This is a genomic window from uncultured Limosilactobacillus sp. (assembly GCF_934202705.1).
In the GTDB taxonomy this organism is placed as follows: Bacteria; Bacillota; Bacilli; order Lactobacillales; family Lactobacillaceae; genus Limosilactobacillus.
The window spans coordinates 62,086-86,505 of the sequence record NZ_CAKPYE010000002.1 but is presented as its reverse complement, the minus strand read 5'-3'; the positions used below and the strand labels follow the sequence as shown (position 1 = coordinate 86,505).

Annotated in this window: 25 protein-coding genes and 1 pseudogene; 21 read left to right on the top strand and 5 right to left on the bottom strand. The window is 40.9% G+C overall.

Translation table 11 applies throughout. From position 1 onward, the window contains the following. Window positions 1-77: 77 nt before the first annotated feature. The 7 genes from Q0C76_RS01710 to Q0C76_RS01680 all read left to right on the top strand — a co-directional run bounded on the left by Q0C76_RS01710 (window position 78) and on the right by Q0C76_RS01680 (window position 7,682). The gene (locus tag Q0C76_RS01710) at window positions 78-1,088 is read left to right on the top strand and encodes a zinc-dependent alcohol dehydrogenase family protein (RefSeq protein WP_295728889.1); all 1,011 of its coding nucleotides are present in this window, start codon (window positions 78-80) and stop codon (window positions 1,086-1,088) included. A gap of 146 nt (window positions 1,089-1,234) precedes the next feature. Then, entirely contained in the window at window positions 1,235-1,762 is a 528-nt protein-coding gene (locus Q0C76_RS01705) for a helix-turn-helix domain-containing protein (RefSeq protein ID WP_295728886.1), read from the top strand. 1 nt (window position 1,763) lies between these two features. Next, the gene (locus tag Q0C76_RS01700; RefSeq protein WP_295728883.1) at window positions 1,764-2,825 is read left to right on the top strand and encodes an ABC transporter permease; all 1,062 of its coding nucleotides are present in this window, start codon (window positions 1,764-1,766) and stop codon (window positions 2,823-2,825) included. Window positions 2,826-2,835: 10 nt separating this feature from the next. Then, window positions 2,836-3,510 carry an ABC transporter ATP-binding protein gene (locus Q0C76_RS01695; protein ID WP_295728880.1) on the top strand — a complete coding sequence of 225 codons (675 nt, stop codon included), beginning with the start codon at window positions 2,836-2,838 and terminating at the stop codon, window positions 3,508-3,510. 24 nt (window positions 3,511-3,534) lie between these two features. Next, entirely contained in the window at window positions 3,535-5,520 is a 1,986-nt protein-coding gene (locus tag Q0C76_RS01690) for an ABC transporter ATP-binding protein/permease (protein WP_295728878.1), read from the top strand. A 152-nt stretch (window positions 5,521-5,672) separates the two neighbouring features. Beyond that, window positions 5,673-7,103: an APC family permease gene (locus Q0C76_RS01685; RefSeq protein WP_295728876.1), complete on the top strand. Its 1,431-nt coding sequence runs from the start codon at window positions 5,673-5,675 to the stop codon at window positions 7,101-7,103. A gap of 114 nt (window positions 7,104-7,217) precedes the next feature. Continuing rightward, window positions 7,218-7,682, top strand: a complete 465-nt coding sequence (locus Q0C76_RS01680) for an arginine repressor (RefSeq protein ID WP_295728874.1) — start codon at window positions 7,218-7,220, stop codon at window positions 7,680-7,682. Window positions 7,683-7,819: 137 nt separating this feature from the next. On the opposite strand, the gene Q0C76_RS01675 is transcribed toward Q0C76_RS01680, so the two are convergent. Both Q0C76_RS01675 and Q0C76_RS01670 read right to left on the bottom strand, forming a co-directional pair. Further along, window positions 7,820-8,122 carry a metalloregulator ArsR/SmtB family transcription factor gene (locus Q0C76_RS01675; protein WP_295728872.1) on the bottom strand — a complete coding sequence of 101 codons (303 nt, stop codon included), beginning with the start codon at window positions 8,120-8,122 and terminating at the stop codon, window positions 7,820-7,822. A gap of 139 nt (window positions 8,123-8,261) precedes the next feature. Beyond that, on the bottom strand, window positions 8,262-10,133 hold the full coding sequence (locus tag Q0C76_RS01670; protein WP_295728870.1) for a LysM peptidoglycan-binding domain-containing protein: 1,872 nt from the start codon (window positions 10,131-10,133) through the stop codon (window positions 8,262-8,264). 359 nt (window positions 10,134-10,492) lie between these two features. Between Q0C76_RS01670 and Q0C76_RS01665 the strand changes: the two genes are divergently transcribed. The 4 genes from Q0C76_RS01665 to Q0C76_RS01650 all read left to right on the top strand — a co-directional run bounded on the left by Q0C76_RS01665 (window position 10,493) and on the right by Q0C76_RS01650 (window position 15,474). Then, on the top strand, window positions 10,493-11,716 hold the full coding sequence (locus Q0C76_RS01665; protein ID WP_295728867.1) for an MFS transporter: 1,224 nt from the start codon (window positions 10,493-10,495) through the stop codon (window positions 11,714-11,716). Window positions 11,717-11,735: 19 nt separating this feature from the next. Beyond that, window positions 11,736-13,193, top strand: a complete 1,458-nt coding sequence (gtfA, locus tag Q0C76_RS01660; RefSeq protein WP_295728864.1) for a sucrose phosphorylase — start codon at window positions 11,736-11,738, stop codon at window positions 13,191-13,193. 185 nt (window positions 13,194-13,378) lie between these two features. Further along, entirely contained in the window at window positions 13,379-14,407 is a 1,029-nt protein-coding gene (locus tag Q0C76_RS01655) for a YeiH family protein (RefSeq protein WP_295728861.1), read from the top strand. A 122-nt stretch (window positions 14,408-14,529) separates the two neighbouring features. Then, window positions 14,530-15,474 (top strand): LacI family DNA-binding transcriptional regulator, encoded by a 945-nt coding sequence (locus Q0C76_RS01650; protein ID WP_295728858.1) that lies wholly within the window; start codon window positions 14,530-14,532, stop codon window positions 15,472-15,474. Between the two features lie 43 nt (window positions 15,475-15,517). On the opposite strand, the gene Q0C76_RS01645 is transcribed toward Q0C76_RS01650, so the two are convergent. Further along, complete coding sequence (locus tag Q0C76_RS01645; RefSeq protein ID WP_006917425.1) at window positions 15,518-15,706, bottom strand: LBP_cg2779 family protein; 189 nt, start codon at window positions 15,704-15,706, stop codon at window positions 15,518-15,520. Between the two features lie 162 nt (window positions 15,707-15,868). Here Q0C76_RS01645 and Q0C76_RS01640 point away from each other — a divergent pair, with 162 nt between their 5' ends. From Q0C76_RS01640 to Q0C76_RS01630, 3 genes and pseudogenes are all read left to right on the top strand, one after another. Continuing rightward, a complete protein-coding gene (locus tag Q0C76_RS01640) occupies window positions 15,869-16,489 on the top strand; it encodes an LVIS_2131 family protein (RefSeq protein WP_295728854.1) in 621 nt (206 codons plus the stop codon). 109 nt (window positions 16,490-16,598) lie between these two features. After that, on the top strand, window positions 16,599-17,156 hold the full coding sequence (efp, locus tag Q0C76_RS01635; RefSeq protein WP_295728852.1) for an elongation factor P: 558 nt from the start codon (window positions 16,599-16,601) through the stop codon (window positions 17,154-17,156). A gap of 173 nt (window positions 17,157-17,329) precedes the next feature. Then, window positions 17,330-18,193: pseudogene (locus Q0C76_RS01630) on the top strand (NAD(P)-dependent oxidoreductase). A 7-nt stretch (window positions 18,194-18,200) separates the two neighbouring features. Here Q0C76_RS01630 and Q0C76_RS01625 read toward each other — a convergent pair. Beyond that, window positions 18,201-18,827, bottom strand: a complete 627-nt coding sequence (locus Q0C76_RS01625; RefSeq protein ID WP_295728850.1) for an NAD(P)H-hydrate epimerase — start codon at window positions 18,825-18,827, stop codon at window positions 18,201-18,203. Window positions 18,828-18,941: 114 nt separating this feature from the next. On the opposite strand from Q0C76_RS01625, the gene Q0C76_RS01620 reads away from it, so the two are divergent. From Q0C76_RS01620 to murI, 3 genes are all read left to right on the top strand, one after another. Further along, entirely contained in the window at window positions 18,942-19,316 is a 375-nt protein-coding gene (locus Q0C76_RS01620; protein ID WP_295728847.1) for a hypothetical protein, read from the top strand. Then, a complete protein-coding gene (locus tag Q0C76_RS01615; protein ID WP_295728846.1) occupies window positions 19,313-19,645 on the top strand; it encodes a hypothetical protein in 333 nt (110 codons plus the stop codon). Before Q0C76_RS01620 ends, Q0C76_RS01615 begins: the two co-directional genes overlap by 4 nt. 116 nt (window positions 19,646-19,761) lie before the next feature. Further along, the gene (gene murI, locus Q0C76_RS01610) at window positions 19,762-20,568 is read left to right on the top strand and encodes a glutamate racemase (protein ID WP_295728843.1); all 807 of its coding nucleotides are present in this window, start codon (window positions 19,762-19,764) and stop codon (window positions 20,566-20,568) included. Window positions 20,569-20,714: 146 nt separating this feature from the next. On the opposite strand, the gene Q0C76_RS01605 is transcribed toward murI, so the two are convergent. Further along, a complete protein-coding gene (locus Q0C76_RS01605; protein WP_295728841.1) occupies window positions 20,715-21,074 on the bottom strand; it encodes a DUF488 domain-containing protein in 360 nt (119 codons plus the stop codon). 54 nt (window positions 21,075-21,128) lie between these two features. On the opposite strand from Q0C76_RS01605, the gene Q0C76_RS01600 reads away from it, so the two are divergent. The 4 genes from Q0C76_RS01600 to Q0C76_RS01585 are packed head-to-tail and all read left to right on the top strand — an operon-like array spanning window position 21,129 to window position 24,401. Continuing rightward, window positions 21,129-21,758 carry a DNA-3-methyladenine glycosylase gene (locus Q0C76_RS01600; RefSeq protein WP_295728838.1) on the top strand — a complete coding sequence of 210 codons (630 nt, stop codon included), beginning with the start codon at window positions 21,129-21,131 and terminating at the stop codon, window positions 21,756-21,758. 2 nt (window positions 21,759-21,760) lie between these two features. Then, entirely contained in the window at window positions 21,761-22,918 is a 1,158-nt protein-coding gene (locus Q0C76_RS01595) for an AAA family ATPase (protein WP_295728835.1), read from the top strand. 1 nt (window position 22,919) lies between these two features. Next, a complete protein-coding gene (locus tag Q0C76_RS01590; protein WP_295728832.1) occupies window positions 22,920-24,113 on the top strand; it encodes a DUF2201 family putative metallopeptidase in 1,194 nt (397 codons plus the stop codon). Further along, window positions 24,114-24,401: a hypothetical protein gene (locus tag Q0C76_RS01585; RefSeq protein ID WP_295728829.1), complete on the top strand. Its 288-nt coding sequence runs from the start codon at window positions 24,114-24,116 to the stop codon at window positions 24,399-24,401. Window positions 24,402-24,420: the final 19 nt, after the last annotated feature.

Sequence of the window (24,420 nt, the reverse complement as noted above, 5' to 3'; positions counted from 1 at the left end):
TAATCGTTTGACAATGAGTACAGCTTTTCGTATACTGACGGAGTAAATTAAACTATTCACAAGAGAGGTATCTGCTAATGAAGGCATTAGTTTTAGAAGGCAAAAAAGAACTAAAGGTTGAAGACTACGAAGTTCCTGAAATTAAGCCAGATGAAGTCCTCGTTCACACGGCCTACGCAGGAATTTGCGGAACTGATAAGGCGCTTTATGCTGGTTTGCCAGGATCTGCATCAGCGGTTCCACCAATCGTTTTAGGTCATGAAAATTCAGGAGTAGTTACGAAAGTTGGTTCAGCGGTTACCAATGTTAAACCTGGTGACCGGGTAACTGTTGACCCTAATATCTACTGTGGTCAATGTGAATATTGCCGAACCCAACGTCCTGAATTATGTGAACACTTGGATGCGGTAGGTGTTACCCGTGACGGTGGCTTTGAAGAATACTTCACTGCTCCAGCTAAGGTTGTTTACCCAATTCCTGATGATGTTTCCTTAAAGGCAGCTGCCGTTGTTGAACCAATTTCTTGTGCAATGCACGGTGTTGACTTATTAGAAACACACCCATACCAAAAAGCATTAGTCTTAGGTGATGGTTTTGAAGGGCAACTCTTTGCCCAAATTTTAAAGGCTCGTGGTATTCATGAAGTAACTTTGGCGGGTCGTTCTGATGATAAGTTGGCTAATAACCGTGAACACTTTGGCGTTAAGACAATCAACACTACTAAGGAAGAAATTCCAGCAGATAGTTTTGATATTGTTGTTGAAGCCGTTGGTTTACCAGCAACTCAAGAACAAGCATTGGATGCAGCTGCCAAGGGGGCACAAGTATTGATGTTTGGTGTGGGAAACCCAGATGACAAGTTCTCAGTTAACACATACGATGTTTTCAAGAAGCAATTAACAATTCAAGGGGCATTTATTAATCCTTACACTTTTGAAGATTCAATTGCTTTATTAGCATCTGGTACGGTTGATCCGTTACCGCTCTTCTCTCACGAATTAGACTTAAACGGTGTTGAAGACTTTGTTAGCGGCAAGCTTGGTAAAGTTTCCAAAGCCATTGTTAAGGTCGGCGGCGAAGAAGCATAAGTTAATTCCTTAAATCCCATTAGTAGATAAGATCGAGGTGATAGCTCGGTCTTATTTTTTGTCTTCGATTGACACGGTGTCACTAGATCAATATAATAGTTATAACACCAAGTGACACAATGTCACTTGAAAATGGAGACGAGTTTATGCCATCGAAAACCTTTATCAACCTTTCTGAAAAAAAGCAACTGAACATGCAATCGGCCCTGTTAAAGGAATTTAGTGAGCATCCGCTAGCGACTGCGCAGGTTGCGCGCATCGTTAAAACAGCCGGAGTTGCTCGAGGAACATTTTATAAGTACTTTTCAGACTTGATTGATGCCCATCAGTGGTTGATGAAAGTCACCATTAGTGATTTGGGACTCCATCCCGACGACCTAATGCAGCAACGGAAAACCGCAGGAGAATATGAGAAAGCGATTTGTGAAATGTTGAACCGGGTTCGACAAAGTAGCTATGCTAGTTTTTTAAAGAACTACTATCAAGCGAATGAGGGCTATTTAGCTGCTCGTGGAATTAATCATCATTCTGTTGCGGAAAAAATGGATGCTAAACAGTGGGCGATTGCCACGCTTTGTCATCAAGCAATTAAAGAATGTCTAATGAATCCAGCACTTCAAAAAGAAATTATCAAACGGCTCGGAACGGTCTTAAAGAGGCTAATTGGAGGTTGAAATGTTTTTAGCAATCCGCGAAATCATGCATAATAAACTCCATTACGGTTTGATTATCGGAATAGTCACCTTGATTGGCTATTTGATGATTATCCTCACCGGATTAATGTTAGGGTTGGCGAATGAAAACACTGCCGTAATTCGTGACTGGGATATCAAAACGGTCTATCTAAATCGAGATGCTGACGATAACCTTGGTCAATCATTAATTACTAGCAAACAAGTTGGTAAGCTAAACGCACATGAGGCACTGGTGGGGACAGTTCCTGTTGTAATGAAAAGGGCGCATTCTAACCATGCGAATAAACAATCAATCCAGTTTATGGGGATTGACCGGCAACAGTTTCTTTATCGACATAAGCTTCAAATTACTGAGGGACATCGGCCACAGCAGGTTAATGAAATTGTGCTTGATCGTTCATTACACGAAAAGGGATACCGGATTGGTAATCAGGTTAAATTTGCAGATCAACAGCAAACATATCAGGTCGTTGGCTTTGTAAAGAATGCCAAACTAAATATTGCTCCTCTGGCAATTGGTTCATTAGCTGCCTGGCGACACTTGAAAGGTACTAACGATCAATTTATAGCAAGCGGTGTCTTTTCGGACCAGAATTTAGCCGCCAGTCTTCATTCACAATTAGGTCGGTATACTGCAAAAGAGTTTATTCAAAAGCTTCCTGGCTATGCTGCCCAAAATACAACGTTCTTGTTTATGATTGGCTTTTTGATGGTGATTTCTTTGATTGTGATTGCGGTTTTTCTCTATATTTTGACGATGCAAAAACTCCCAGAATACGCAGTTTTACGGGCTCAGGGAATCCCGGCTGCGACGCTTGTTTGGGCAACCATTTCTGAAGCGATTATCCTAATGACATCAGGAGTGATGGTTAGTTTAATAATCACTTTAGTGACGTCCCTAGTAATGCCAACTAACGTTCCAATGCTGATTAACTGGCCATTAACAATCCTAATTGGAATTAGTTTAATCATTTTAGGAACGGTGGGTGCATTACTTCCAGTACGGATCATTTCCAAAATCGATCCACTTGACGCAATCTAGGAGATTAATTATGGCAACGATTGAATTAAAAAATGTTAACCGAAGTTTCGGAGCTGGAATTGGCGAGGTGCAAGCATTAACTGACATTAATTTTCGTGCATCAGCGGGAGAATTGACTTTGATCTTAGGACCATCGGGTTCTGGAAAGAGTACCTTTTTAACGATCGCTGGGGGATTACGACAGCCGAGCTCTGGGCAGGTTTTGATTGACGGTCAAGATGTACAGCATTTTAATCGACATCAATTAGAGCAGCTACGATTAAATAAAGTTGGCTTTGTTTTACAATCATATAATCTTTTACCGTATTTGACGGTGACAGAACAATTTCAGTTGGTTGATCGTGTCAAGCCACATGGTAACCTCACTCCATCAGAATTAGATCAGTTACTGAAGGAATTAGACATTGCTGATTTACGGCAACAATATCCAGATCAGCTATCTGGTGGTCAAAATCAACGGGTAGCAATTGCACGAGCCCTGTACACCAATCCCGTGTTTATATTAGCGGATGAACCAACTGCGGCGTTAGATAGTCAACGCGGAGCAGTAGTTGGCCAAGAATTTCAAAGATTAGCCCATCAAAAAAATAAGACGGTCATAGTGGTAACGCATGATCTACGACTGCGAGTCTATGCAGACCGGATTTTTGAAATTGATGATGGTAAAATGACACAAACAAAATAAATCAAGAAAGGTAACGGTACTAAGATGGCGTTTTTAGAATTAAACCAGATTTTTAAATCATATTTCCTGGGAAATAATGAATTTCCGGTTTTGAAAGGGATCAATCTTTCCTTTGAAAAAGGCGAGTTTGTTTCGATTCTAGGTGAATCTGGTGGTGGGAAATCAACATTAATGAACATTGTTGGTGGTCTGGACCGTGAATTTAAGGGTCAGGTGAAGATTGATGGTCAACTATTAGACCATCGGAACGAAAAACAATTAGATGAATACCGCCGCTCAACAATTGGTCATATTTACCAATCGTATAATCTGATTCCACATTTAACAGTTCTTGACAATGTCTTAGTGTCGCTTGATATGACAACTCTTTCGGCAACGGCAAAGAAACAGCGAGCAGAAGAGCTGTTAAAGAAAGTGGGACTTGCAGACCAGATTCACAAGTATCCTAAACACTTGTCTGGTGGTCAAAAGCAGCGGGTTGCAATCGCGCGCGCATTAGCTAGTGATCCACAGATTATTATTGCAGATGAACCGACTGGTGCACTAGATTCAAAAAACACACAAGAAGTGCTTGCTTTAATGGATGAAATTGCCAAGGATGGAAAACTAGTCATTGCGGTAACTCACTCGACTGCGGTGGCGAATCATGGAACCCGAGTAGTTCATATGGCAGATGGGCAGATCGATCAAGATCAGCGCTTAAAGCCAGCCTATGAAATTCCGACAGATCCAACGCAAATTCAAACGCAGCAACTTCCAGCACACGCCAGTTATACATTTTCGTTTAAACACCTAATGTATAACTTTTGGCGCAACTCGTTAATTATGATCGGGGTGGCCATTGGTTTATTTGCGGTCATGATTTTTAGTGGTTTGGGTAATGGGGTTAATCATTATATTCAAGACCAGATTAATTCCGTAGCTAATCCGCGGACCATCCAAGTTTTAAAAAATACAACTGGCAAGAAAATGAATCAGCAAGAGTTAATGGAAACCTTCCAGAACATGGCAGGTGATCCACAAGCGGGGATGATTGATTCCAACCAAATTAAGCGGATTAAAAACCTTAATGGTGTTCGGCAATTTGAAAAGGGGTATACGCTACCGACCTATCGATTGGAATTGGCTAAAAATGCAAAGACCCAAAGCGGTACTGCGTTAAGTACTTGGAATTCGAATAATAAAACCGCTTCGATTAAAAACGGTCACGTTCCGCAACGTGGTGAAATTGTTATTGGTAAACAAGAAGCTACCCAAATGATGGGAGCTAAGCATTATCGGCAGATTGTCGGAAAAAAGATGACATTAGCATTTAACTGGGTTGATCGGCACGGGCAGCCAGTAGCAATTAGTATTCCAGTGAAAGTAGTTGGTCTGGTAGATAGTACAACCAGCGGTAGCTCATCTGTGAACTATGCAACAGTTTATCAAGCATTGAAGGATAAGAATGCGGATGTCCGCCCTAACTTTTTAGCAGTCCAAGTTGCTAATTTATCGCAGGTGCAAAAGATTGCTAATCATATCGATAATATGCAATCCGACCATCGACGGGTTTTTGGCACTATCACGGTTGGTTCAATGTTAAAGCGGGTAAATAGTTACGTTAAGCTGGCTTCAAACATTTTAGCGGGGGTAGCAGGGATTTCACTGTTAGTCTCAGCCCTAATGATCATTGTCACGATGTATATGTCAGTCTCAGAGCGAACAAAGGAAATCGGTATTTTACGAGCTCTTGGTGAACGAAAAGTGGATATTCGACGTCTGTTTACCTCAGAGTCCATTTTGATTGGCCTCTTTGCAGCGGTTATAGCTTTGGCCATTACCTTGTTAGCAACCTGGGGAATTAATGCCGCGTTTTACGGTTTGATCAAATACAATATTGTTCAATTGACAATTGACAATGTAATGTTTGCTTTTGTTGCAGCGTTGATTATTTCCTTCTTAGCGGCGTTGCTACCGGCAAGACGGGCAGCAAAACTGAATCCAATTGAAGCACTCGCAGCAGAATAATGAAAAAAGTCTTGAAATGAAGCGATTTCAAGGCTTTTTATAATTGCGGGGCTCATCAAACAATGGTAAAATTATGAGAATTAAATAAGATTTCTATCATAATTACGCTTGGAAGTTAAGGCTTCCGTGAAATATCTAGGGGAGAGATGTGTATGAATATTTGGAAAAGGATGACGATGAAGGAAGATCCGAGCACCTATGAAATTAAGGATGCGCATTTGGCAAGAACATTGCGGGTTCGCGATTTTCTAGGATTAGGTGTCGGAACCATTGTTTCAGCGTCAATTTTCACATTACCTGGTGAAGTGGCTGCTCAACACGCTGGCCCGGCGGTGATCATTTCATTTATTTTAGCAGCGGTAGTCGCTGGATTAGTGGCGTTTGCCTATGCCGAAATGTCTGCAGCGATGCCATTTGCTGGTTCCGCTTACTCATGGATTAACGTTATTTTTGGTGAGTTTTTTGGGTGGATTGCCGGTTGGGCACTCTTAGCGGAATATTTTATTGCATTGGCGTTTGTTGGTTCGGGGTTATCCGCTAACTTTCGCGCATTAATCGCTCAGTTTGGTGTGCGGTTTCCAAATAGTTTATCAAACACGTTTGGTAACAATGGAGGAATTGTTGACCTTGTTTCCGTGATCGTAATCATTGCAGTGGCGCTATTGATTGCTCAAGGGGTTTCAGGAGCTGCCCGCGTGGAAAACCTTTTGGTGATTCTAAAGGTATTTGCAATCCTATTGTTTGTCGTTGTTGGTGCATTTGCAGTTCAAAAGGCCAACTTTGTGCCATTCGTTCCCAAATATCATATGACTGCTAATGGTGCCTTTGGTGGCTGGCAAGGAATTTACGCTGGGGTATCGATGATTTTTCTATCATACATTGGGTTTGACTCGATTGCTGCCAACTCTGCTGAAGCGGTTAATCCACAAAAAACCATGCCTCGTGGGATCCTCGGTTCATTGTTAATTGCGGTGGTGCTCTTTGTGGCCGTCAGTGTTGTTTTAATCGGTGTAATGCCATATACCAAATATGCGAACTCTGCAGAACCGGTTGGGATGGCTTTACGAGCGATTCATCATCCAATGGTCGCGGTGGTAGTCCAAACCATTGCAGTTGTCGGAATGTTTACGGCGTTGATTGGAATGACGTTAGCTGGTTCCCGTTTAATCTATTCTTTTGGTCGAGATGGAATGCTGCCAAAGTGGTTGGGCAAGCTTGACGCGAAGAACCGACCAAACCATGCCTTGTTTGTTCTTACATGTGGGGCAGTGTTAATTGGTGCCTTCTTCCCATTCGCATTCCTTTCACAGTTAATTTCTGCAGGAACATTAATCTCCTTTATGTTTGTATGTTTGGGAATTTATGCACTTCGTCAACGGGAAGGTAAAGACATTAAAGATCCTGACTTTAAGATGCCATTCTACCCAGTTATGCCATTTCTTGGTTTTGTTGCCGCTTTGCTGGTATTTCTTGGTTTAAGTGGTGATGCCAAGATTTATGCTGGATTTTGGTTCCTTGCCGGATTAGTGATTTACTTTGTTTATGGAATGAGCCACTCAACTTTAAGCAAGCAAAAGAAATAGTTATTAACTAATGTCAAAGAAGGGGCTGATCGAATTGATCACCTCTTCTTTTTTTGGATAAAATGCGTTAATATAAAAATAATCTGAATTATTATTCAAAGGAGAACGAATATTATGAACCATCGTGATCGGCGTAAGTTACTACTAGCAATTATTAATAACCACCATGTTAGCACGCAGGAGCAATTACTAACCCTTTTGGAACAAGAAGGGGTAATTGCTACCCAGGCCACCGTTTCACGTGATATTCATGCATTGAACATCGTCAAAGTTAGTGATCAGCATGGTAAAACCTACTATGCTCAATTACATGTTGATACAGAGGATAAACACCAACGCCTCTATGATGCAATTCACGATAGTGTTGAATCATGTACTGCTGTTCAATTTATGAATGTTATTAAGACTACCCCAAACTCTAGTTATGCCACAGTGTTAGCAGGGATGTTAGACGAAAGTGATTTAACAGAAATTGTGGGGACTCTAGCGGGGAATGATACGTTAATTACCATTAGTAAGACTAATGAAAGTGCACTAGCGATTAGTCGATTAGTTCATGATCACATGGCAGAACGATAAACGGGTACAGACACTGGTGACCACCAATGTGTAATGTGTAGTTAACATCTGAAAGTATCAAAAAAGACTGTAGGATTCGGATTTACCGATACCTACAGTCTTTTTTAATTATCGTGTTCTTTTGAATGTGATCTTCTCTATTTAGAAATCATTCCGCCCATTGCATCTGCAATTAATGTTATCACAATTGGATTATCTAGTTTATAGATGATTTGTTTTCCATTCCGTTCATAACTCACACAATTATAACGTTTCAGCAGTTGAAGCTGGTGTGAAACTGCTGATTGTTCCCAACTTAGCGCTGTGCTAATTTCTGAAACCGTCATTGAACGTTGAATTAGTAAATAAAGTAATTGGAGCCGTTTGGGATGACCTAATAATTTAAAAAGTGAACTGGCTCGTTGTAAGTCATCTAGGTTCGAAAGCTGATAATTAATCATTCGTTGCCAACTCCTTTACTAAGTCACCAAACTTGGAATCTATGAATAAATTATAATTCCTCTTTTCTGGAAATTCAAAAGTAATTGCGAAAAATGTCCGAGAAAATAAACTTTCTCGGACATTTTGACTATTAATTAATTATAAGTAAATTTGCTGACCAACATAAATTGTGTAAGGAGCGTGGATCCCGTTCTTGTTAGCAAGACTAGTCCAGCTTATTCCGTGGGCCGCGGCAATTCCAGAAAGGGTATCGCCGCTTTGCACGGTGTAAGTACCACGAGCTGAATTAGTTTGGTAACGATTGTTTGTTACGGAACCATTGAGACGAATCACTTGACCAACGTAAATTGCGTTTGGATTAGCAATATTATTGCGTTGCGCTAGCGCTTCATAAGTCGTGCCAAACCTAGCGGCAATTCCAGAAAGGGTGTCGCCACTCTTAACGGTGTATGAGCTAACAGAGTTCGATGTGGTTGGCGTTGAAACATTTGTATTTCCAGAAACGCGGAGAACCTGACCAACGTAAATCCGATTTGGATTAGTGAGGTTGTTGATTCGCGCTAATGTTTCATAATTGGTACCAAATTGACTGGCGATTGAAGAAAGATTGTCACCACTCTTAACGGTGTACGTTCCGCTATTAGATGATTGATTATTAGTTTGGGTTGAACCGTTACTGGTTGACGAACTGGCTGATAGCCGTAAGACTTGTCCCACATAGATGCGGTTTGGATTAGAAAGATTGTTTAATTGGGCAAGAGCTTGCCAATTAGTCCCAAACTTGGCGGCAATTTCTGAAAGGTTTTCACCACTTTGGACAGTATAGCTTGATGCAACTGCACTATTAGCATTATTAGTAGTAGAAGAACTGGCTGCCGTTGATGGTTGCTTAATTAATAGTCGCTGGCCAACGTAAATTCGATTTGGATTAGCGATGTCATTTAATTGAGCAATGCTTTGCACCGTCGTAGCAAATTGATTTGCAATTCCAGAAAGGGTATCGCCACTTTGTACAGTGTAGTAACCAGAAGCAGCGGATGAATTATTACCGCTATTACCTTTATTAGTAATTACTGGTTGGGCACCAGAAAAGGCGATGGTATCAAGCCGATTTAATCCATACGTTTGCACCATGTTGATGATGGCATAAGCATAGTTAGGATCAGTAGCGTAGCCGTCAGCCTTTAACTTTCGTGCAACGCTGGCGTAGTCACGGTCACCTAACAAGTTGCGGTAACGACTATTGGAATAGAGGAAGTTCCCGTGATCTTCAACAGAGGCGGAATTATTTGGGTAAGCACGGAAGTTGGCGTTAACATAAACGCTCCGTCCACCATAAACTTCACGAGTCTGCATCACAATTGATTGACCATTATATGATCCTTTTATACCAAATAAATTATGTGCTTGGGTTGACAAACCAGAGCGTCCCCAGCCACTTTCGATAACAGCTTGGGCAACCGTTACTGAAGGGAGAACACCGTATTTCCGCCATCCTTCGATTGCACCAGGAGCAACACTTTCGATGAACTGTTGCGATTGGGCATTACTGCTGAAGTGAATAGCGCTAATGTCTGCCTGGTTGTTAGCAGGAGGGGTTTGCACGAGACTAACCACAGCTTGTTGTGCTGCAACTGGGGTAACGTTTTTTTGAACGTTAAATGTTTGAGTAGTTGTCGTCGTGTTTGAGTTATTTTGTGAATTATTAGTAGCGTTGTTTTGACTACTCTTGAAGTTAACGTTAGCAGCCATTGTAGCAGCCTGGTCAGCTTGTTGGTTATTAGTGGTTTGTCCATTAATTGCGACTTGATTAGTTTGTTGTTGATTATTGGCCGCAGAATTCGTGTTTGGGTTCTGGTTGTTACTATCATTCGAGTTGTTGTCAGCATGCACAGTGGTTGCACCAGCTGTCAACATCGTTAATGCAGCAACACTTGCGAACATCCAATTACGACCGCTTTGGTAAATTTTATTGTAGTGTGGCTGTTCCGCACCGTTCCGATTGGTCATAATAAAGTCTCCTTTGAATAATGATGTGATTAATAATTAAGAAATTTAAGAATCTTAATAAATTCGTAAGATTCTAAACAATTAAAATTTAGCATTATCTTAAGAAAGGGTCAAAGAATTTTATCAGCTTTTGGATGAAAATTTGAGATTAAATTAATTACCACAGATTGAACGATTTAAATGTCTAAAAGCTTCAGAAAGTGGCATTTTTATTTATCGGTTGATTCAAGGACGGAAAGCTAATCAAATTTGTAAAAAACATCTTTGATAAACGTTTGACATTTAATGAGAAGCTTGCTATATTCTTATGTGAATTAATGAGCTTTGTCATTAATATTAAGGAGTTATGAGGTTTTAACATGCAGAATAAGAATTCGATGGTGACGAAATTGGCGTTCTTGTCAGTTTCGTTCATGTTGACGAGTGCCTATGCTGTTCAAAGTGCGCTTCCCCAATTGAAAGCTTCTTTGAATGTTACTCAGACTCAATCTGAGTACTTAGCAACGACACCGTCGTTTGCCGTAATGATCTTTGTTGTCTTATCACCACTGTTACAACAATGGTTTAAGATTTCAGACAAGAAAATGATTATGATTGGGGTTACGATTGTCGGAGTGATGGGATTGGTACCATTCTTTAACATTCATAGTTACCCGATTATTCTTGGTTCGCGATTGCTATTGGGAGCAGGATACGGGTTGTATAACTCGCAAGCAATTTCAATGATTTCTGTCTGGTACGACGGTGAGACTCGTTCCCAAATGCTCGGTTGGCGAGCAGCTGCTGAACAAATAGGACAAGCATGTACTCTGTTTTTAGCAGGGCTCTTGTTAACAATGAGCGGCTGGCACGCTTCATTCTTAATCTATGCGTTAGCTTTTGTTGTTTTGATCTTTTTTGGACTACGTGTTCCTGATGATGCGAAAGCTCAGAAGGTTGCAGAAAAAGTTAAAGAAGAAGTTGAAGCAACCGTTGACGATTTTAATGAAGACGATATCGAAAAGACGAGCCCAACAGTCTACCTGTTAGTTTTATTTGCATTCCTATTAGTTGTTGACTATGTTGGAATGGAAAATCGGTTCCCAGGCCTCGCAGTTAACATTAATGGTGCCCACTACACTGGAGCATCCAATTTCTTATCATTAATGTTAATTGGTGCAACGCTTGGTGGATTATTTTACGGTGCAATTCAAAAGCGGCTTGGCTTTGGAACTGTGTATCTCGGGCTTGGACTGATGGCAGTATCGAACTTCTTGTTCTACTTTGCTGGTTCAAATTTCGTTGTTTTGGTGATTGGGCTTCTATTAATTGGGTTCCCATTGCAACTTGTTTCGCCACTAATTTTTAACCTGTTACCAAACCTGGCACCAGCCAAACGGCAACCATTGGTAACGTCGATGGTTTTAATTGGTTTTAACTTTGGGGCATTCTTCTCACCATCAATTGCTGAATGGACCAATCATTTGATGGGTCAACCAACAAGTGGCTATGGCCTTGCAGCACCATTCTTGATTTATGGGATTGGTTTAATCGTGATTGCCCTGATCATTTTCTTTGCTACTCGTCGTCAAGCTACCAAATAATTTTATGGAGGAATAAAAAATGCCAATTCAAAATAAAGCGATGTTAATTACTTACTCTGACTCAATGGGTAAGAACATTAAGGAAACTCATGAAGTATTAAATAAATACATTGGTGATGCCATTGGTGGTGTTCACTTGTTACCATTCTTCCCATCTACTGGTGACCGTGGGTTCGCCCCCTACCGTTATGATGTGGTTGATCCAGCCTTTGGTGACTGGAGTGATGTTGAATCATTAGGTGAAGACTACTACTTAATGTTTGACTTCATGATTAATCACATTTCTAAGAAGTCCGAAATGTACCAAGATTTCAAGAAGAACCATGATGATTCTAAGTACAAGGACTTCTTTATCCGTTGGGAAAAATTCTGGGCTAAGGCAGGACAAAACCGCCCAACGCAAGAAGATATTGATTTGATTTATAAGCGGAAAGATAAGGCCCCTGAACAAGAAATCGATTTTGATGACGGTACTAAGGAACACCTTTGGAACACCTTTGGCGAAGAACAAATCGATATCAACGTCAAGAGTAAGGTGGCTAACGAATTCTTTAAGGAAACCTTGATTGACATGGTTAAGCATGGTGCAGATATGATCCGTTTGGACGCCTTTGCCTATGCTGTCAAGAAGGTTGGTACGAATGATTTCTTTGTTGAACCCGAAATTTGGGATCTTTTGAATGAAGTTCAAGATATTTTGGCACCTTACAAGGCCATTATCTTGCCAGAAATCCACGAACATTACACGATTCCACAAAAGATTTCGGCACATAATTTCTTTATCTATGACTTTACGTTGCCAATGACCACCCTGTACACGTTATACTCTGGTAAGACGAATCGGCTTGCTAAGTGGTTGAAGATGTCACCAATGAAACAATTTACGACCCTTGATACCCATGATGGAATTGGGGTTGTAGATGCTAAGGACATTTTGACTGATGATGAAATTGACTATGCTTCCAATGAATTATATAAGGTTGGGGCTAACGTTAAACGGAAGTACTCCAGTGCTGAATACCATAACCTTGATATTTACCAGATTAACTCAACTTACTATTCAGCACTTGGTGATGACGATAAAGCTTACCTGCTTTCACGGGCATTCCAAATCTTTGCACCAGGGATTCCAATGGTTTACTACGTTGGTTTACTAGCTGGTTCAAACGACCTTGATTTGCTTGAAAAGACTAAGGAAGGACGAAACATTAACCGTCACTATTACACGAAAGAGGAAGTTGCTCAAGAAGTTCAACGTCCAGTCGTTAAGAATCTCTTAGAGTTGCTTTCATGGCGGAACAAATTCGCTGCTTTTGATCTCGACGGTTCAATTGACGTTGAAACACCAACGGAAACTACCATTAAAATTACTCGTCGGGACAAAGATGGTAAAAATGTGGCTGTCCTTGATGCAGATGCAGCTAACAAGACCTTTACTGTAACCGCTAACGGTCAAGAGATTATGAGTCAAAAATAACGCTCAACCTTAAAACATAATATGATGATCTCCTAGTGGGGAACCCTTTCTGTCTTGATGAAGGATTCTAACCACATAGATAAAAGGCCTTCCAGATTGGGAGGCTTTTTCTGTGAATAATCTTGTTAATATGCAAAAATCTGCTAAAGTTAAACAGGATATTATTGAGGAGGATTGATTCAAGAATGACAATTATGAAGACCCGGAGCTTTTGGTTAGCTGCGGCTATGACCCTAGTTTGTGCGGTGGCGGGTGTGCTATTAGCCAAACTTCCCTATGTTAATTTGATTGGTGCACTGGTAATTGCGTTACTTTTAGGAATTGCGATGCAGTTAACGCCACGCCGGATGCAAAGTGATGCGCAAGCTGGCATGGGTTTTATCTCTAACAAATTTCTTCGGTTAGGGATTATCTTACTAGGTTTTCGACTAAATCTAGAAGCCTTAGCGCAAGCTGGAATTAAAACGATTCTGGTTGCCATGGTTGGTGTTGGTGGGACAATTACCCTCACCTACTGGTTAAGTAAAAAATTTGGTGCAGAAGATGAACTAGCAATTTTGTCTGCTTGTGGTTGCGGAATTTGTGGGGCGGCTGCCGTCATGGGTGTTTCTCCACAAATTGAAACTACTGATGAAGAGCGCAAACGAGAAAATGAAGTGTTGGCCGTTGCGGTAGTTTGTGTAATGGGAACGGTGTTTACACTTTTGGAAATTGGGCTAAAGCCAATCTTAGGTCTTACAGCAGCACAGTTTGGGATCGTTGCTGGTGGCTCGTTGCACGAAATTGCCCATGCGGTTGCTGCCGGCGGAGCTTTTGGTGAAGCGAGTTTAGATAATGCTTTAATTATGAAACTTTCTAGAGTTTTGCTATTAGCACCAGTTGCACTGATTGTCGGCTATTGGTACCAGCATCGCTTAGTGCAAGAAAGTCTTGAAGAACATGAGCAGGCACCAAAGAAACTACCCATTCCTTGGTTCTTAGCTGGTTTTATCTTGACTAGTATTTTGGGTACCTTTTTACCGTTTTCTGCTGAAGTGCTTGATGCATTGGTTCAAGCAGCGTATATCTTCTTGGGTATGGCAATGGCAGCTCTTGGAATTTCGGTTAACTTTCGCGTGATTTTCAAACGTGGAGGAGCCGTGTTTGGAGCTGCAGCCATTAGTTCAGTATGTTTATTGATTTTTATGATCATCATGAGCAAACTGTTGTTTTAAAGTGATAAAAGAACCCCGCTAGTGTTAAAAAGAAAATGGAGAGTTAAATTAACTCTCAGTTTCTTTTCTCTTACTAGAAATTTAGGTTATAATAAATTGACAATTTATGGGGAGAAAAAAACATGGTAGCAAAGTTAAAAGATGTCGCAAATCTAGCAGGTGTTTCAGTAACAACTGTTTCACGAGTAATTAATAACTATGGTTCGTTAAGTAAAAAAACCATTGCTAAGGTTCACGCAGCAATGCGTGAATTGAATTACCAGCCCAACGCATTAGCTCGGGCAATGCAAGGGAAACCTTCTAAATTTATTGGCTTAATTTTTCCCAATATTACCAATCCTTTTTTTGCTGAATTAATTAACGATTTGGAATATCGATTATTTGGGCTGGGTTACAAGACAATTATTGCTTCGTCAGCCGAAAATGAGCAGATCGAGCATGATTATTTAGGAATGTTGATGGCCAACCAGGTCGATGGGATAATATCTAGTTCCCATAATTTAGGAATCCGAGAGTATCAACAAATCACTTCGACGGTGGTCTCTTTTGATCGCTATCTAGCTGGCAACATCCCAATTGTGGCTTGTGATAATTATCATGGTGGTGAGTTATCAGCTAAATACATGATTGAACACGGTGCTAAACGAATTGCTGTAATGATTGATGAAGATACTTCGGTTTCCCCCACTTTGAACCGGGTACAAGGGACGGTTGATTATTTAACAGCCCATCATGCTAATTACACGCCATTAGATTTAAAGAAAACGAATTTTGCAAAAACATTTCCCGGGAAATATGATGCAGTAATTGCAACTAATGATCTTCAGGCGCTGGAAATTCGTAACGTTGCAGTGAAGGCTGGCAAAAAGATTAATGATGATTTCTTGGTAACTGGGTATGATGGGTCAAAGATGATTCGCACGATTGAACCATCTTTGCCAACGGTTGTCCAACCAATCGAACAAATTGCGGACGAACTAATTAAAACGTTGATGGCCAAGATCAAAAATCCGCAAGTGGAAGTTCAACCACAGCAATTACCGATCAGTTTTCATGAACCCGAATAATTAAAAATGGCAGAGCAACAATGCTCTGCCATTTTTGGATTATTTATTGATGAGAATCCATGAAGCGACGCAATAGCCCTTCTTCTTCGGGAGTTGCATCACTTGCTTGAGATTTAATATCGTGGACCCGTTCTACTGATAGCTGGCTGCCAAAGGCCATTTCATTATCAGTTAAATCATGATCCTTTTCGTAGTTAATAATGTCCATTGAAAGATTGTTTCCTTCATCCATTACTGGTGATCCTCCTTAATTGCACACGTCATTGTGTATTAATACAATTTATTATACCCGTTATTATGAAAAAAGGCGAAGAAGAAATCGAATGTGGTACAATTAAGGGCATACTAATTAATCATGATTGCTTAAATAGCGAGCAAAGAATGGAGAGAAGCAATGACTTGGAATTGGTTAGGATGGCTACTGTGGCTTGGTGCAGTTGTATTTATATGTTATGTAATCCACGATATTCGGGTCCATCAATTAATGTTAATTGCCAAGACTGGGAAACGCTATGCCGGTAACTTAGTAATTCGCTATGTTGTACTGCTTGCAATTGCGATAGCCTGGCTTTGGGGGATGAGTTACTTATCATTTTTCCGGCCAGTTAATTATCACAATGGACAAGAAGTGACGATTAAGACAAAGTATCAAACTCTTCAGCTTGGTCAAGTCAAAAACGACTATTACTATGTTAAAGTTAACCGCAGTCGTTCTGGCAAGCATCCAGTCGTTTCATATACTTATTGGACAACCGGGAATAAAAACATGACAAACTCGCGGTTTGGTTCCATTGCGGACAGTAATCATTATTTGAGCACAGAAGCCGCTGCCTACCCATGGAATCAGCAGGCACTGGCGAAGGAGGATTCACGAACTAATCACGCCTTTGCAGCGGTAATGACGATTCGTTATAAGAATAATCTTTTGAATGGATTAGGCTGTCGAGTCAATCATGTTGCTGAACAATATACCTTGATTCGCGTTCCGGCGTCGAATCTGATTTACCAAAGATAAACACCATCACGACACTTAAAAACTACAATTAAACTATGTTATAATAGTTTTGTATGTTGTAATCAATGGAATTGATTACAGAAATTTTCGTAACGAAGGAGCATTTATAATGATTCAAACAATTGATTTGAAAAAGGGAATGGTTTTCAAGCGTGGCGACAAGTTATTACGGGTACTAACGATTAACCACCATAAGCCAGGTAAAGGTAATACTTTGATGCAAATGGACATTCAGGATGTTCGTTCAGGATCAATCGTGCACACCACGATGCGTCCTTCTGAAAAGGTTGAACAAGTTAATGTTGATAAGCGGAATACCCAATACCTTTACGAAGAAGGCGACAGTTCCGTATTTATGGATTTGGAAAACTATGAACAATATGAAGTGCCAAATGCCAACATTACAGAAGAAAAGAAGTACTTACAAGAAAACATGGAAGTACAAATGGACTTCGTTAATGGTGAAATTGTTGGGGTTGAATTGCCAGCAACTGTTACTCTCGAAGTTACTGATACACAACCAGAAATCAAGGGTGCAACCATTGATGGTGGTGGTAAGCCAGCCACTCTTAATACTGGGTTAGTAGTCACGGTTCCTGCATTCATTAAGAATGGTGATAAGATCATTGTTAACACCGCCGATGGTGCATACAAATCACGTGCATAAACGTTATAAATACCGAGAGGCTGAGAAGTAACTCAGCCTCTTTATTGTTTTATTAGGATCATAATGAGGTCATGTAGTAGCTGGTTGGCAATTGGAATGCTGATAGGTCAGCATCCATCAATCTACCTAGTTTAGCCTGATGCTTTTTTGTAGTGATGAAATGAGGGTTTCAAATGAAGATTGGATTTATTGGGACCGGGGTTATGGGAACCGGGATTATTAATAACTTATTAAAACATGGCGAAGAGGTCATAGTTTTTAACCGGACAAAAGCCCATGCCAAGTCAGTCCTCGAGAATGGGGCAAAGTGGTCAGATAGTCCAGCTGACTTAACTGAATAAGCTGAAATTGTTATGACGATGGTTGGTTTTCCTCGGGACGTTGAAGCGGTTTATTATGGAGAACATGGCATCATGGAGACGGCACATCGCGGGCAGGTCTTAATTGATTTAACCACCAGTCGTCCGGATCTTGATCAACGAATCGCTAAAGACTGTCTTTCTCGCGACATTGTTGCTTTGGATGCGCCAGTGTCAGGTGGTGATATTGGTGCCAAACAGGGAACGTTAACCGTCATGGTTGGTGGTGATCAGGGAGAGTTGGCAAAATTAAAATCATTGTTTGCAGAATTTAGCAATGAAGTCACGTACTTTGGACTTGCGGGAAGCGGCCAGAATGCTAAAATGGCGAACCAAATCATGATTGCCGGAACAATGACCGGGATGACTGAGGCCCTGGTTTATGCGCAGGCTGCTGGGTTGAATTTGTCAAAGGTTATTCGAACACTCCAGGGTGGAGCGGCCGAGAACTTTAGCTTAGGAAGTTATGGACCACGGATTCTTAGCGATGATTACACGCCGGGCTTTTTTGCCAAACATTTCTTAAAAGATTTGCGAATTGCATTAGATACGGCCACTCAATTACAAATTGACTTACCAGGAACCAAAGAAGCTAAACATTTATACGAGATTTTGGTTGATAAAAAAAGCTTGGGAAACGACGGTACCCAAGCGTTGATCAAGTTATGGTGGCAATAAAAACAGCTTAATAAGTTCCCATATCGTTAGCTACGACAATGCGCCCGGCATTTTCTTTGCCGGCTTTTTTTGTTAGGCCTACCTTATTGTAAGCAAAGGTGACAGTGACCGTTGCCTTGACGGCGGTACCCATTACTTCTCCCGTGTCGGTATTAATGCCAGATGGCATGTCGATTGCAATTACTGGGGCCGCTGAATTGTTAATCGCCTTAATTACATCAGTGTAATGTCCTTGAATGTTACGATCAATGCCAATCCCGAAAATTGCATCAACAATTAGGGAAGCCTTTTCGAGAATTTTTAGATCGCTTGTTTCAGAGATAGCATAATGTTGGCAAATTTTTTCTTGTGTCTGGTGTTCAGCCGAAGCATGGTTCGGATTACCAACATTTAAAATGCTGACGTTACTACCGGCAATTTTAAGCAGACGGGCAACCGCTAAACCATCACCGCCATTATTGCCACTGCCAGCCACGATAACGACATTCGATTGGTTTAAAGGGAATGCTGTAAGAATTTCATCACGAGCGGCAAGGGCAGCTCGTTCCATGAGGACGAGTGACGGAATACCAATTTCGTTAATGGTTCTGGTATCGAGGCGTTTCATTTCTTGAGCAGTTACTAATTTTTCCATTGGTTAAACCTTCTTTGATCAATACTATGTTGATCATAACATGATCTTGAATTAAGCGAGATTATTTCTTCTAGATTGATCTAGACCGGTTATAATAGAGGTGAAGGTGATAGGATGAATTATGCTGAATATTTAACTTATTTTCGTCAAATGATAAGTCAGCGGATTGAATGGCAGGTTGTTGAAGGAACGAAACAACCAGTTTATGATCAACTAATGCGGTCGTTTGCGGACTTTTTTGAACGCTCTTTGGATTATAACCCGCAATATTTGCAAACGTTACGTGCTGCGGAAATTAAACCGCGGATTGATCATGAAACGGTTGGTCAAGTGATGTTGTCAAATGATGATCATTTAGTAAAAGCAATGCTATCAATGATTATTGATGGCGAAAATAAACGGAAGGGAACCTGGGCCAATGCGTTAACGGAAGGTTATTTCTTTCAGTTAGTAAGTGCGTTATGCCCAGCAACGGCAATTGCAGGATGAGCAAGAAAAACCAATATCCAGTGCAAAAATTTTATGGTCTTCCAGTAGAAAATAATGGGTCTGGCGGGTATCAATTTAAGGTCGGTGCCACCGGTAAAATTAAAATCCATACCTGGCGTACTGGGAAGCATACCAAGGGTCAATACCACCATCCAGGACAATTATTATTAACTGAAAACAACTTAATGGTGATGATTGTTGATGCTGAACCAATGGCATTTAAGGATCGCCATCGTGAAGTGCCATGTCAGCGATTTTTATCAGTAGAAGCAACTTCAGAACTTCTTAAAGCGGGACGAAAAATTCTCCAGCAACAATCAGATCGTTAACCACAACTGATTATTTTTCAACCTAGAAACGGAATGCTAAAATAAAGATGAGGCGATGATAAAGGCGATATTTTATTATCGTCTGTGGATCAATGTTGAATGAAGGAGGTTTTAATATGGATCGGAGACCAATCGGTGTTATGGATTCAGGAATTGGTGGACTTTCTGTGGTTCGTGTTATGCGGGAACATCTACCGAATGAATCGATCGTTTTTGTGGGCGATCAAGGACACTTTCCATATGGATTGCGAACGCAAGCTGATGTGTGTCATTTAGCATTAAATATCGGCAAATATTTGTTAACCCATGATATTAAGTTAATGGTAATTGCATGTAATACAGCAACCGCTGCTTCGTTACCAACCTTGCAAAAGGAACTACCAATTCCAGTAATTGGGGTTATTAAGCCAGGAGCAGAGGCAGCGCTCGCTCAACCTCATCATGATCGAATTGGTGTCATTGCGACTGAATCGACAACTAAAGCTGGTGCATATCCGGCTACCATTCATGCTTTGGACCCAGATGTTGAAGTAATTAGTAAAGCTGCTCAACCAATGGTTGCAGTGGTTCAACATAATGAAGTGGGCACACCAAAGGCGCAAAAAGTGGTTGATGAACAATTAGCAATTTTCAAGGAAAAACCAGTTCAGGCTTTAATCCTAGGTTGCACGCATTTTCCATTTCTTTCTAAAGAAATTACTAACTTTTTAGGTGAACAAGTGGTTCTGGTGGACCCGGCACTGGAAACTGTACGAACTGCCAAGAAATTACTAGCAGATCAAGATCTTTTAACTGACTCGAAAGACAAGGGATCATTGACGCTTTATAGTACTGCAGATAATGAAGAATTAATCAAAGGTGCTAATAAGTGGCTGGCTGGTGACCAGTTCACCTGCAACCATGTTGATATTCCTGGAGATTAACCAAAGCTTTCCAATATTATTCATGAAACAAGGCTCCAGAGTTCGGCTGTACCGAACACTGGAGCCTTTTTACAAATTCTTGACGCCGCAGGATCTTATTTATATTGAATAGTACAGTGACAGAACTTTGATCCAATTATAATTCTTTACAGGTCTTTTAATAATTGTTCTTGTAAAATCACTGCTTGATTATGTTCCGGATCCTTTGCACCAAACAACAAAATGACGTCTTGTTGTTTTAATTGCTCACGAACGGTCGTTAATAATTGATCATAAGCAGGATTGGTTTTTAGTTCTTCTAAGTAACGGGATTTAAACTCATCAAACTTTTTGACATCGTGATTAAACCATTTTCGGAGCTCAGTACTTGGTCCGACTTCTTTAATCCATTCATCAAGGCGCGCATTTACTTTTGAAATGCCACGTGGCCATAATCGGTCCACCAAAATTCGATAACCATCTAAATCAACCGGCTTTGTATAAATACGTTCTAGTTTAATTTTCATGTTTAATCCCCCTAAAATCAATGATAGGATACATACAAGAAGGAGTAAAGGCGAATGAATAATTATCAACGATTTTTTACAAATCGACCAACCACGGAAATTGCTAAAGATCTTTTGGGTTATCAAGTGCTTTATGATGGTCCGGCTGGGTTAATTGGCGGATTAATTGTTGAAACGGAAGCTTATCTTGGTGAGCAGGATTCGGCATCCCATGCTTATGGCGGACGTCGAACGAATTATACTGAATCGCTGTATGGAAATCCTGGAGATATCTATATCTATCAAATTCGTTCACATTATTGTTTTGATGTGGTAGTGCAAAACGTGGAAGAGCCTCAAGGAATCTTAATTCGAGCAATAGAGCCAACGATTAATGTTGAACGAATGAGTCGGAACCGGGGGAAACACGGAGTGGACGTCACCAATGGACCAGGAAAATTAGTGCAGGCATTAGGAATCCATGATCGTCAACTGGATGGTCAATCAATGACGAATGCTCCGTTAACGATTTCGTTAAAGACAAAGCGGCAACCGATTAAAGTTGCAAGCGGACCGCGGGTGGGGATTAATCCCTATGGTGCCAATGCGAATGAACAGTTACGGTTTTGGGTAGCCGATAATCCATATGTTTCCAAGATGCGCAAGCGCGATGCTGATTTAGAAAACTATGGTTGGAGGAATTAATCTTGGCACTAAGTTATCAATTAATGAAGCAAGCAGTTAAAGTTGTGTTAGCTGCCGGGAACGTTCCTAATGTTGTCGGTGAAGCAGGAATTGGTAAATCCGCTTTGGTTCGGGAAGTTGCAACCGAATTAAAAGCGAAGTTGTTTACGACGGTCGTTAGTTTGAGCGAAAAGGGAGATTTAGCTATCCCAGTGCCGCCGCTTCATGATGAAGCGTTTATTAAAACTACTCATTATGGAATACTAGCAAATGTTCAGTATGGTTATTCAGAAACGCTCATTCAAATTATTCAACAGGCAGAAAGTCATCCCAATCAGCGAATCATCTGGTTTTTAGATGAATTCAATCGGGGGACGGCTGCAGTTCAAGCAGAATTAATGAATTTAGTTTTACAGCGTCAAGTGAATAGCCTTCGATTGCCGCAACAAGTACAGATTGTAATTGCAGAAAATCCAGATCCAACGATGACTCATTTTACTGGGGATAATTATTCGGTCACGCCTGCGGATGATGCGATTAAAGATCGGACAGTCCGATTAGAAATGAAGGCTTCCTTAGCTGATTGGCTCCAGTGGGCACAACAACAAGATTTAAATGGCCAACCACATATTCATCCACTGGTCCAACAGTATTTACAGGAACACTCAGCTTATCTGAATGGACCGCAAAATGATGATCTCTATCCAACTCCACGTTCATGGACTAGAGTATCAAAGAACTTAGTGAAATTAACTTCCTTGGACCAACGAGATCGATCGGCAATCATAGCAGACCTATTTAGTGGTGATTTGGGAATTGAGGTTGGAACGGCTTTTGCTGATTATGTTCTGCACCAAGAAAGGCGGTTAACAGTTCAAGATTTAGTTTCAGATGATCACCTGGAGGAGTTTAATCAGTTGAGTGAGGCCGATAAGGTCACATTACTGATCAGGATGATTAAAAAGTACCCGTCTCAAATGGTGGATGAAAAGTATCTCCGACGGTTGATGCAATATTTAGTAACGGTTAGTGCGGATGGACAATACGCAGTTATCCGTCAATTTGCCCAGCTCACTCATCAAAACCCGGAAATATTATCACAACTTTATCGACAAGCCAATGCTGGACAAAATGTAGCAAAAAATTTTTATCAATTGTTGCAAAAGGTTGTGGTGAAGTAGCATGAGGGAGTTGAACGCGCAACAACGAATTTCACAAGCAATTACTGAGATTTTGCAGCAAGATCCGCTCATGGGCGAAATCTTAGTTAATATTTCCCGGGAAACAAATGACCAGGAGAATGAACCAATTTCGTTAGTCTGGCATCAAGATGAAATGATCCTCCAAAGCGTTAGTAATAAGGTTATATCATTAAGAATGGATGAGTTAGTTCAGCTACTGAAACATCAAGCACTTCACATTGTGTGGCAGCATCCGGTGCGGTATGCAAATTGTTCAGATCAGGAATTAGTGGGGCTGGCTTGCGATATTGCAGTTAATCAGTATCTGACCAAAGCTCCGGTTGGTACGATGACCTTGGAAGTGATGAGCCAAATTCTCCATCAACGTTTGACTCCTCGGCAAGATTCAGGCTATTACTTAAAAATATTGCGTCATTTACCAATTGCTCAACAAAAGAAGCTTCAAGGAGAGTTACGTCGGCGCCATTTCAAAGATCCGCAAAAAAATCATGGAGGCTGGTTTGTAGCTGGTAACCAGTTAATCCGCGAGGGGCGGTTGAGGCGCCTGCTGCAACAAAGCCGAAACCATTTAACTGCTCACCAGCGGGGATTAATACCACAGGCGATGAATGTCAACCTTAATGAACATGCCAATCAATATCAGTTACCATTTTGCCAGGCATTTTGGCAGTTAGTTCGGCAGGTTCCACGTGGTCAGCAGTCGACAAGAGCACGGTTTAATCGTCGTCAACCACAACGTCTTGAACTAATGGGAACGATTATCCGCTATGTGACTAAGTTAACTGTTTTTATTGATCAGTCTGGCTCAATGAGAGATGAAACGATCAGTCAGATTATTACCACATTAAATGCAATGGCGATTAAAAATAATCTGGAGCTACTGGTTGGTGACTTTGATGCTAAAGTACAAAGCCAACCTCGGCTGGTGAAGCCGGGTTGTTGGCTACCCATGAAACGCCACGGAGGTGGTGGAACACGCTACCAGGCAGTTTTTGACTATTTAGAAAAGCAGCGAGTGAATCGGCAAAATCCAGTTATTATTGTGACTGATGGCTGGGGTGAGACGGTAATTAAGAATTATGGTTATCAAAACGTTTTGTGGTTATTAACTAGTGATTCGCCATTGTCAGTGACCAATGTACCAACAATGGTTAGTTATCTGAAGGAGAAGTAAATGAAATTACTAGCACCAAATTACTTACAATTAGCGATGGAGAATACGTCAGAGTATCAAATGGCAAAGAAATTGCTCTACTTAGATTGGCCTGAAGATCCTAATCAGCTCTTCCACAATCAAGTAACACCGGCGATAGTTAAGTTTGCTCGAGCACTGCAAGAAAGTAAACTCATCCGTGGGCGAATTGATTTGGGAGATTATCAGGCAGTAAGTCAACTGGTGGGAATGCATGATCGGTGGTTTTCACTAGAGGCACGCCATGAATTACTTAAGCGATTTGAATGACGATTCGGTATAATTAAAA

Coding starts and splice junctions, on each gene's coding strand:
- Q0C76_RS01710 (WP_295728889.1), top strand. CDS start 78: ATGAAGGCATTAGTTTTAGAAGGCAAAAAAGAACTAAAGGTTGAAGAC.
- Q0C76_RS01705 (WP_295728886.1), top strand. CDS start 1,235: ATGCCATCGAAAACCTTTATCAACCTTTCTGAAAAAAAGCAACTGAAC.
- Q0C76_RS01700 (WP_295728883.1), top strand. CDS start 1,764: ATGTTTTTAGCAATCCGCGAAATCATGCATAATAAACTCCATTACGGT.
- Q0C76_RS01695 (WP_295728880.1), top strand. CDS start 2,836: ATGGCAACGATTGAATTAAAAAATGTTAACCGAAGTTTCGGAGCTGGA.
- Q0C76_RS01690 (WP_295728878.1), top strand. CDS start 3,535: ATGGCGTTTTTAGAATTAAACCAGATTTTTAAATCATATTTCCTGGGA.
- Q0C76_RS01685 (WP_295728876.1), top strand. CDS start 5,673: ATGAATATTTGGAAAAGGATGACGATGAAGGAAGATCCGAGCACCTAT.
- Q0C76_RS01680 (WP_295728874.1), top strand. CDS start 7,218: ATGAACCATCGTGATCGGCGTAAGTTACTACTAGCAATTATTAATAAC.
- Q0C76_RS01675 (WP_295728872.1), bottom strand. CDS start 8,122: ATGATTAATTATCAGCTTTCGAACCTAGATGACTTACAACGAGCCAGT.
- Q0C76_RS01670 (WP_295728870.1), bottom strand. CDS start 10,133: ATGACCAATCGGAACGGTGCGGAACAGCCACACTACAATAAAATTTAC.
- Q0C76_RS01665 (WP_295728867.1), top strand. CDS start 10,493: ATGCAGAATAAGAATTCGATGGTGACGAAATTGGCGTTCTTGTCAGTT.
- gtfA (WP_295728864.1), top strand. CDS start 11,736: ATGCCAATTCAAAATAAAGCGATGTTAATTACTTACTCTGACTCAATG.
- Q0C76_RS01655 (WP_295728861.1), top strand. CDS start 13,379: ATGACAATTATGAAGACCCGGAGCTTTTGGTTAGCTGCGGCTATGACC.
- Q0C76_RS01650 (WP_295728858.1), top strand. CDS start 14,530: ATGGTAGCAAAGTTAAAAGATGTCGCAAATCTAGCAGGTGTTTCAGTA.
- Q0C76_RS01645 (WP_006917425.1), bottom strand. CDS start 15,706: ATGGATGAAGGAAACAATCTTTCAATGGACATTATTAACTACGAAAAG.
- Q0C76_RS01640 (WP_295728854.1), top strand. CDS start 15,869: ATGACTTGGAATTGGTTAGGATGGCTACTGTGGCTTGGTGCAGTTGTA.
- efp (WP_295728852.1), top strand. CDS start 16,599: ATGATTCAAACAATTGATTTGAAAAAGGGAATGGTTTTCAAGCGTGGC.
- Q0C76_RS01625 (WP_295728850.1), bottom strand. CDS start 18,827: ATGGAAAAATTAGTAACTGCTCAAGAAATGAAACGCCTCGATACCAGA.
- Q0C76_RS01620 (WP_295728847.1), top strand. CDS start 18,942: ATGAATTATGCTGAATATTTAACTTATTTTCGTCAAATGATAAGTCAG.
- Q0C76_RS01615 (WP_295728846.1), top strand. CDS start 19,313: ATGAGCAAGAAAAACCAATATCCAGTGCAAAAATTTTATGGTCTTCCA.
- murI (WP_295728843.1), top strand. CDS start 19,762: ATGGATCGGAGACCAATCGGTGTTATGGATTCAGGAATTGGTGGACTT.
- Q0C76_RS01605 (WP_295728841.1), bottom strand. CDS start 21,074: ATGAAAATTAAACTAGAACGTATTTATACAAAGCCGGTTGATTTAGAT.
- Q0C76_RS01600 (WP_295728838.1), top strand. CDS start 21,129: ATGAATAATTATCAACGATTTTTTACAAATCGACCAACCACGGAAATT.
- Q0C76_RS01590 (WP_295728832.1), top strand. CDS start 22,920: ATGAGGGAGTTGAACGCGCAACAACGAATTTCACAAGCAATTACTGAG.
- Q0C76_RS01585 (WP_295728829.1), top strand. CDS start 24,114: ATGAAATTACTAGCACCAAATTACTTACAATTAGCGATGGAGAATACG.